The sequence below is a fragment of the Aliiroseovarius marinus genome (genome assembly GCF_004360145.1).
Classification (GTDB): Bacteria; Pseudomonadota; Alphaproteobacteria; order Rhodobacterales; family Rhodobacteraceae; genus Aliiroseovarius; species Aliiroseovarius marinus.
The window spans coordinates 22,762-30,933 of the sequence record NZ_SAIT01000026.1 but is presented as its reverse complement, the minus strand read 5'-3'; the positions used below and the strand labels follow the sequence as shown (position 1 = coordinate 30,933).

The window sequence follows — 8,172 nt, the reverse complement described above, 5'->3', positions numbered from 1 at the left end:
CGCCGCCCTACTGGCCCACTTTTGCGCCGCCCTTGACACCGACAGCGTGCTTTCTTTCACGTCCGGCGAATAGACATCATCGGCACCCGCTTCCAACGCGGCAATCCGGGTGTGCTGGCTGTCCTTGTCGGCAAACAAGATGACCGGAATGGTGTGCAGGTTTGCGTCCTTTTTCAGAGCGCTGCAGATCGTCAGGCTTTGACCAGATTGTCCGCGTCCCAAGATGATCAGGTCAGGCTGCGCCCGCCGCGCTGTTTCCAGCACGTCGTCGATCCGCTCGACCTGAATCACATCATATCCTGACACAGTGAACTTCACCTTCAGGACGATGCGATTGGTCGCAAGATCGTCTGCTATCAAGATCCTTCCGCTCATCAGGCCGTTTCGCTAAATGTTGAATTGAGTTGGAGATATCCTGGGGCGGATTGGTTAAGAAATCCTTTCCAAATAAAAAGGAGTGTTAAATTGACGTCGGATCAGGCCGAACGGATTGCGCTGAATATGCTGGCTTGGCTGGTGTCAAATGACGAACTCTTGCCGATTTTCATGGGGGCGACCGGGGCAGGGCAGGACACGTTGCGGGATCGCGCGGGCGACCCCGAGTTTCTTGCTGCGATGCTCGATTTTCTGATGATGGATGATCAATGGGTCATGCAAGCATGTGACGCACAGGGGCTGGCCTATGATCAGGTTGCGCAGGTCAGACACGCTTTGCCGGGCGGATCAGAAATGCACTGGACCTGATGGGCTGATCTGGGCAGTGTGGCGTTGAACGCAGCTAGGAGCACCCATGATGATCAAGGCCCTTCTCTTTGACAAGGACGGCACGCTTTTCCAGTTCAAGGCCACGTGGGAGGCTTGGGCACATGCGGTGCTTTTGCGCCTGACGAACGGTGATCATGCGCACGCGGCCGAGGTGGGCCGGGATATCGGGTTCGATATGGAGACGCAGTCATTCGCGCGTGACAGCGTGGTGATCGCCGGCACTCCGGCCGAAATCGTCTCGGCGCTGCAAAGGCATTTCGACATGTCAGCTGACGCGCTGGAAACCATTCTTAACGACGAGGCTGAAACCGCGCCTCAGGTCGAAGCGGTCGCCTTGGTGCCCTTGATGGAAAAGCTGCGTGCCCGTGGGTTGGCCTTGGGCGTTGCGACCAACGATGCCGAGCGCCCTGCGCGACAGCATCTGGAAGGGGCAGGCGTGTCGGATCTGTTCGATTTCATCTCAGGGTATGACAGCGGAAATGGTGTCAAGCCGGACGCCGCCCCCTGCCTGGCCTTCGCGCGGAAAGTGGATGTGCAGTCGGATCAGGTTGCGATGGTTGGAGACAGCCTGCATGACCTCAAGGCCGGACGCGCGGCTGGGATGCGGACCATTGGCGTGCTGACCGGGTTGGCGACCCTAGACGAGCTGGCGCCATTTGCGGATGTGGTGCTGGATCACATCGGGCAGATCCCGACCTGGTTGGACCAACAGGCCTAGCGGATCCACGCGGCTTTCCGAATTGTTAAGATTTGAGCTCTAGAACATCACCGTGAAGTGACGCGTGTGATGATGATGCATGGCCTGATTCTGTGGATATTCGAAGCCTTTGTGCGCCTGACCTATGGGGATCAGGTGTGGGAGAAGGTGCTGACGGATCTTGATCTTCAGGTTCAATCCGTCGAACCGATGTTTCACTATGATGTCCAAATCGGCCTTTCCATCCTAAGGCAGCTATCGATCGAACAAAGTCGTGACCGAAACTCAATATTGGAAGACTTCGGCACCTTCCTCGTCACCGACCCTCGGGTAGAACGCGTGCGGCGTTTGCTGCGGTTTGGCGGGGTTGAATACACGGATTTCCTGCACTCGCTGGAAGATCTCAAGGGACGTGCGCGTTTGGCGGTTCCGGACCTGACCCTGCCGGACATACAGGTAGACGAAGTCCAGCCGCATGTGTTTCAGATCACATGCGAAAACACCCCCAAAGGTGCCCCGTATGTTCTGTTGGGGGCCTTGCGTGCGCTGGCGGACGACTATGGTTCACTTGCATATCTCGAGATATTGGCTGAGCAACAGGACAATGCTGTCATAACCGTCAGCTTGTTGGAGCGTCAGCACGCCGAAGGGCGTGAATTTGTGTGGGCAACGGACGGTGCTCCATGAATATCGAACGTCCCATTCCCTTTACCTGTGGTGCCCTGGATCATGTGCTTCCTTTGCACATGATCATCGACGGTTCCGGGGTGGTACGCCACGCAGGGCCAACGATCCAAAAAGTGTTTGGCAGACGCAAGGTTTTAGGCCGGAATGTATTTGGTTTGCTCGAGCTCCGGCGTCCCAGAAGCATCTCGCGGATCGAAGATGTCGCCAAGATTGATGCGAGACGGGTGCAGTTGAAAATCCGGGATGAATACCGCATGTCGGTAACCGGTGCGGTGACCGTGATGCCGGATCTGGACAGTGTGCTGCTTAACCTGTCCTTTGGGTATTCCATATCCGAAGCGGTCGCGCGCTATGAACTAACTGGCTCGGATTTTGCGCCTACTGACTTAGCGGTTGAGATGCTGTACCTGGTTGAAGCGAAGTCTGCCGTGATGGAGATCGCCACCCAGTTGGCGCATCGTCTTCAGGGCGAAAAGGAAGTTGCCCAGACACAGGCGTTGACGGATGGCTTGACCGGTCTTGCTAATCGGCGCGCCCTTGAACTGCGGTTAGAGCGGCAGTTTTTGCGGGGGGTGCCATTCTCGTTGATGCATCTCGATCTGGATTTCTTCAAATCGGTTAATGACACATATGGTCACGCGGCGGGGGACGCCGTGCTCGAATCTGTCGCCCAGATCCTGCGGGAAGAAACTCGTAAAGAGGATCTTGTCGCGCGGGTTGGTGGGGACGAGTTCGTGATTGTTTTGGACAATCAGGTCTATCCAACGCGGTTGGAAAAAATATCCACGCGTCTGATCAGGCGGATCGAAAGCCCAATATTGTTTCAGGACCAAGAATGCCGGGTGTCGGCCAGTATTGGTGTTGTACCGTCGACAAACTATGCAAACCCGGATCAAACCAGAATGGCCGAGGATGCGGACAAGGCGCTTTATGCATCGAAACACGCTGGGCGGGCAGGATTTACGATTGCGGGGCGGCCTGATGTGGTGGGGCGTTCTCTGATTGATTGACAGCTGCCGAGGCAGGCCTTAGCACGGCGTTAATCCCCTTGCGTCAGAGGCCCCTATGCCATTGCTATCGCGTGTAATAACTCGTTCCATGGTCGCTGCAGTTGGACTCTCACTGATGCCGATTGGCGGGGCTGCCCAGACAGGAGAAATCATCCGTTCTATCCTTGGGCGCCCGCTGAATAGCGCGCAGGTGTCTGAAGTCTATATTCACGCAGATGGGTCGCTTGAAGGGGTGTTTAATGGCATCTCTTTTGCAGGCACATGGACCTTGGAAGGCGGGAAATACTGCCGACAATTCACGCGAGGTCTGACAGGCGCCCCAATGTGCATGTCCGTGAGTGCAGAATACGCCCCCGATGGTGAGGTTCGTGTTGTAATCTTCGAGGGACCGGGTGGTCGCGCGAAGTTTAACGTCGGACACTGAAGACACGGCTGAACGCCAATCCCAATAAGCGACGTCTTTCCATCTGCTGATTTTAGGAGATCCAACTGGCAGCCCGTAGGGGAATCGAACCCCTCTTTCCAGGTTGAAAACCTGGCGTCCTAACCGATAGACGAACGGGCCACTCTGTTGGTAGGCGGCTTATAAGGCGAGCCGAATTGTGAGTGCAAGTACTGAAATGCGGGAAAGTTAAAAAAATCTCGAAGCGGAAATCAGACTGTACGCATACGATACCCAGTGGTGCAGAACTTTATTCTCGATTTTGGGGAATGTGGCAGCCCGTAGGGGAATCGAACCCCTCTTTCCAGGTTGAAAACCTGGCGTCCTAACCGATAGACGAACGGGCCACGCTGTGGTGAGGGGTTTCTATGTCAAAGCCCCAAGTCGTGCAAGAGGCATTTTCACTTTTTTCGGCAATCGGAAAATATATTATTTTCAGGCCTTTGCGGCATCTTCCAAGCGAAGCTGCGGGCTGAGCCGTCCCTGCCATTGATTTACTTCGAGTCGTCCCGCCAAATGGAATCTGGCGCCCCCATGCTGTTCCAGCATGGGGCCAAGCGGTCCGTCAAAGGCACCAAAGGCAATCGCGTCGATCCGCGTGCCCAGACCGTCGCCAAAGCTGACCTTCAGATGATTTTGGCCGACTCGTTTGGCAAACAGGATCTGCACATCCGGAAAGGCAAAGCGTGGGGCAGGGGCCGAGGCGCCGAACGGGCCGGCCTCTTCCAGTTGTTCGATCAGATCGACCGATGCTGCAGATGGCATAAGGATACCATCCAGCTTCAGGTCCGCGGCGCCCAGATCTCCGGCCCCCTGCTTTTCCATAAGCTCGCTGAGGCGCGCCATGGCAGGTTCCAATTGGTCGCGGGTCAGGCTGAGGCCAGCTGCCATTTTATGCCCGCCGCCTTTTTCGATCAGACCGTCTGCAGCCAGCTTCTGAATCGCCGCGCCAAGATCGATGCCGGTGACAGATCGCCCTGATCCCTTGCCGTCATCCCCATCAAATCCAATGACAATCGCGGGGCGGTTGGTGGCTTCTTTCAGGCGGCTGGCGACAATGCCGACGACACCGGGATGCCAGCCGTCCCCTGCGGCCCAGACCAGCGGGGCATCTAGCCCGCGATCCTCGGCCTGATCTATGGCCAGCTCTTGTACGCGGGCCTCGATTTCACGGCGTTCGGCGTTGAGTTCGTTCAGCCTTTCGGCGATCGACTGGGCTTCATTCGCATCGGTTGTGGACAGCAAGCGCGCGCCCAAATCCGCCTTGCCAATCCGTCCGCCAGCGTTCACGCGCGGGCCCAGAAGATAGCCCAGATGATAGGCGCGGGGGGCTTCGTTCAGGCCAGCGGCATCCGCCAGCGCGACCATGCCGGGGCGCGCGCGACGGGCCATGATTTTCAGCCCTTGGCGCACAAGCGCGCGGTTGGCGTCAATCAGCGGGGCGACGTCGGCCACGGTGCCAAGCGCCACAAGATCGAGCATCGAGATCAGGTCCGGCCCCGCCCGCCCGGCCTCGCGCAGCAGGCGGCCCAGTTCGACCAGCACAAGGAACACCACGCCGGCCGCGCAGAGGTATCCCGGCGCGTCGGCCTCGTCCTGTCGGTTCGGGTTCACCACGGCGATGGCGTCCGGAAGCGTTTCGGCCCCAAGGTGGTGGTCCAGCACGATCACATCGGCGCCCTTCGCACAAGCGGCAGCGATGGGATCAAAGCTGAGCGTGCCGCAATCCACGCAAATGATCAGGCTGTGATCGGTGGCCAGTTTCTCCATCGCGGGTGTGTTCGGGCCATAGCCCTCTTCAATCCGGTCGGGGATATAAAGCGTCACCTGCCGGTTAAACTGTCGAAACCAGTCGATCAGCAAGGTTGCCGACGTCGCGCCATCCACGTCGTAGTCGGCGAAAATGGCGACCCGCTCGGATTGGTCCAGAGCGGTCAGGATGCGGGCAGCGGCTTTGTCCATATCTTTCAGCTTGCGCGGATCGGGCAGAAGATCGCGCAGAGTAGGGTCCAGAAAACCGGTCGCCTCGTGCGGGGGGATGCCGCGTTGGGCCAGAAGTGTACACAGGGCAGCAGGCAGTTGGGTGTGCTGGCCAATTGCCTCGGCCTGACGTTCGACCTCGGTCGTGGGACCAAGCCATTTGCGCCCGGTCAGAGAGCTTTCGACCCCAAGGAATGCGCTCATGCAAGCACCTGATCGGTGGGGACTACGGTGGCGAATTCGCCGTTCAACTGGTCCAGAGCTGCGGTATGGATGTCCTCAGCGGATGGGGCTGGTCCATCGCGCCAGGCGCTGTCCGCATTGCCCGTGAAGGCCGCGCAGGCGTCGTGGACCAGCGTCACGTCAAAGCCCAGATTGGCCGCCATGCGGGTGGTGGTCGAGACACAATGAGGGGTCGTCAGGCCACAGATTGTGATCCTCTCAACCCCATGCTTTCGCAGCATTTTTTCAAGATCTGTGCCGATGAAACCCGAGTTCACATTCTTGGCCATGACCGTCTCGCCCTCGCGTGGCGAAACCATGGATTTCAGCGCCACAAGTCCCCCATCCGGGTTCAGCGGGCTGTCTGGCGTGGTCGACAGGTGCTGAATGTGAAAGACGGGCGCATTTTGCGCCCGCCAATGGGTCAGAAGCCGGGCGGCGTTGGCCTCGGCATCCGGATTGTTGCGCGTGCCCCAGAACGGGTCGTCAAACCCTTCCTGAATGTCGATCAGGATCAGGGCGCCCAGCATCAAGCGACCGGGTTGCGATAGATCATGCGACGAACCGAGCCGGTTTTCGAACGCATCAGCAGCGTTTCAGTGGTCAGCCAGCCGGGCTCGCGTTTGATGCCCGAAACGATCGAGCCATCGGTCACGCCGGTTGCGGCAAAGATCACGTCAGCGGTGACCATCTCGTCGCGCGAATAGATGCGGTCCAGATCGGTAATGCCGGCTTTGGCGGCGCGGCCACGTTCGTCATCGTTGCGGAAGGTCAGCTGACCCCACATCTGGCCGCCCATGCATTTCAGCGCAGACGCTGCCAGAACGCCCTCGGGCGCACCGCCGCGGCCCATGTACATGTCGATGCCGGTGATGTCGGCTTCGGCACAGTGGATCACGCCTGCGACGTCACCATCGGTGATCAGGCGGATCGCAGCACCGGTCGAGCGGATGCCTTCGATCATTTCTTCGTGGCGCGGACGCTCCAGAACACAAACGGTGATGTCCTTGGTCTCGCAACCTTTGGCCTTGGCCAGAGCCTCAACACGCTCTTTCGGCGACATGGCCAGCGACACGACGTCCTTGGGATAGCCCGGGCCGATGGCCAGCTTTTCCATATAGACGTCGGGGGCGTGCAGCAGAGTGCCGCGCGGTGCCATGGCGATCACGGTCAGCGCGTTCGGCATGTCTTTGGCGGTCAGCGTGGTGCCTTCCAGCGGGTCCAGCGCGATGTCCACGGCGGGACCTTCACCGGTGCCAACCTCTTCGCCGATATACAGCATCGGGGCTTCATCGCGTTCACCTTCGCCGATCACAACGGTGCCTTGGATGTCCAGCAGGTTCAACTGGTCGCGCATGGCGTTCACGGCGGCTTGGTCTGCGGCTTTTTCGTCCCCGCGACCCACAAGGTCGGCACTGGCCGTGGCGGCGGCTTCGGAAACACGGGCCAGACCAAGCGAAAGCATACGGTCGGCGAATACGACTTTATCGGCCATAAGGGGCAATCCTCACTGTCTCTAGTTGCTTTCCGGTTTAAGGGCCGGTGGGGGCAGGGGCAAGGGCATTACGCGACGAAAAGGCACGGTTGCGAAGGATTCAGGTAGCAAAGCGCAGGTCGGGGCTGCGGATGAGCCCCTGAAACAGAAGCGCAATCATGGTCCCATTCAGGATGTGCCAGATGAAGTGGGTGCCGATCGGCCAGATCTCGCACAGGTGCATGTCAAACGTGCGGAAGGTGAGCGAGATCATGAAGATCACCGTGGCCGCGGTGATCCACGGCGCAATTTCGTGTCCGTTGCGGCGGGTCAGGAAGGTGAACGCCAATAGCGCCAGCACGGCGGGCAGATACTGCTCGGACCCGTTAAGCAGGCTGTTTGCCTCGGCGTGATCATGGGTGTCTTCGCCTGAGATCGAGGGAGCGACGGGCGTAACCTCTTCGGTCGCAACGCTGTCGCTGGTTTGGTTGCCAGAACCATCGCCCCCAAAGGCAAACAGCACCGCAATGATGGCGGCTACGACAGCCAAACCGATCCCGATGCGGCCAGGGCGAATACCTGCCACCCGGCGCAGGGCGGCCAAAACGAACAGCAGGACGAAGGTCCAGATTGGGATCACATCCGCCAGACTGGACCATGCATTCGCAAAGGTATGAAACAGGAAGCTGCCAATGCCAATCATGCCAGCCAGCAAGATCAGGACCATGGTCATCGGGTCCAGCCGATCCCGGCGCTTGGCCTCGATCCAGCCCCAAAGGGCAGCAAGGATGAAGGCCAGATTCGAGATCGCATTGAGCGGTTCAGCCCAGAAGGCCGCGCTGACGCGTTCGCAGTAGATATCGATTGGGGTGAACCAGTCCATGAGCGCCTCCAA

9 protein-coding genes and 2 tRNA genes are annotated in these 8,172 nt (G+C 58.9%); 4 read left to right on the top strand and 7 right to left on the bottom strand.

Going from position 1 to position 8,172, the window contains the following annotated elements; all coding sequences use genetic code 11:
- Positions 1–375 (bottom strand): response regulator (locus tag EOL43_RS14830; protein ID WP_133489695.1); only part of this gene is annotated, 375 nt, incomplete at its 3' end.
- Between the two features lie 90 nt (positions 376–465).
- Between EOL43_RS14830 and EOL43_RS14825 the strand changes: the two genes are divergently transcribed.
- The 4 genes from EOL43_RS14825 to EOL43_RS14810 are packed head-to-tail and all read left to right on the top strand — an operon-like array spanning position 466 to position 3,159.
- The gene (locus EOL43_RS14825) at positions 466–744 is read left to right on the top strand and encodes a DUF3572 domain-containing protein (protein WP_133489694.1); all 279 of its coding nucleotides are present in this window, start codon (positions 466–468) and stop codon (positions 742–744) included.
- A 46-nt stretch (positions 745–790) separates the two neighbouring features.
- Positions 791–1,483: an HAD family hydrolase gene (locus EOL43_RS14820; RefSeq protein WP_133489693.1), complete on the top strand. Its 693-nt coding sequence runs from the start codon at positions 791–793 to the stop codon at positions 1,481–1,483.
- Positions 1,484–1,540: 57 nt separating this feature from the next.
- Entirely contained in the window at positions 1,541–2,149 is a 609-nt protein-coding gene (locus EOL43_RS14815; protein ID WP_133489692.1) for a heme NO-binding domain-containing protein, read from the top strand.
- Positions 2,146–3,159 carry a GGDEF domain-containing protein gene (locus EOL43_RS14810; RefSeq protein ID WP_133489691.1) on the top strand — a complete coding sequence of 338 codons (1,014 nt, stop codon included), beginning with the start codon at positions 2,146–2,148 and terminating at the stop codon, positions 3,157–3,159. The genes EOL43_RS14815 and EOL43_RS14810 overlap by 4 nt, the downstream gene beginning before the upstream one ends.
- Positions 3,160–3,649: 490 nt before the next feature.
- Here the strand turns inward: EOL43_RS14810 and EOL43_RS14805 are convergent.
- The 6 genes from EOL43_RS14805 to EOL43_RS14780 form a co-directional block, all read right to left on the bottom strand.
- Positions 3,650–3,724 (bottom strand) — tRNA-Glu (locus EOL43_RS14805).
- 149 nt (positions 3,725–3,873) lie between these two features.
- A tRNA-Glu gene (locus tag EOL43_RS14800) sits at positions 3,874–3,948 on the bottom strand.
- A gap of 88 nt (positions 3,949–4,036) precedes the next feature.
- A complete protein-coding gene (recJ, locus tag EOL43_RS14795) occupies positions 4,037–5,785 on the bottom strand; it encodes a single-stranded-DNA-specific exonuclease RecJ (protein WP_133489690.1) in 1,749 nt (582 codons plus the stop codon).
- Positions 5,782–6,333: a cysteine hydrolase family protein gene (locus tag EOL43_RS14790; RefSeq protein ID WP_133489699.1), complete on the bottom strand. Its 552-nt coding sequence runs from the start codon at positions 6,331–6,333 to the stop codon at positions 5,782–5,784. The genes recJ and EOL43_RS14790 overlap by 4 nt, the downstream gene beginning before the upstream one ends.
- Entirely contained in the window at positions 6,333–7,298 is a 966-nt protein-coding gene (gene glpX, locus EOL43_RS14785; protein WP_133489689.1) for a class II fructose-bisphosphatase, read from the bottom strand. Before glpX ends, EOL43_RS14790 begins: the two co-directional genes overlap by 1 nt.
- Positions 7,299–7,398: 100 nt before the next feature.
- On the bottom strand, positions 7,399–8,160 hold the full coding sequence (locus EOL43_RS14780; RefSeq protein WP_133489688.1) for a ceramidase domain-containing protein: 762 nt from the start codon (positions 8,158–8,160) through the stop codon (positions 7,399–7,401).
- Positions 8,161–8,172 lie beyond the last annotated feature (12 nt).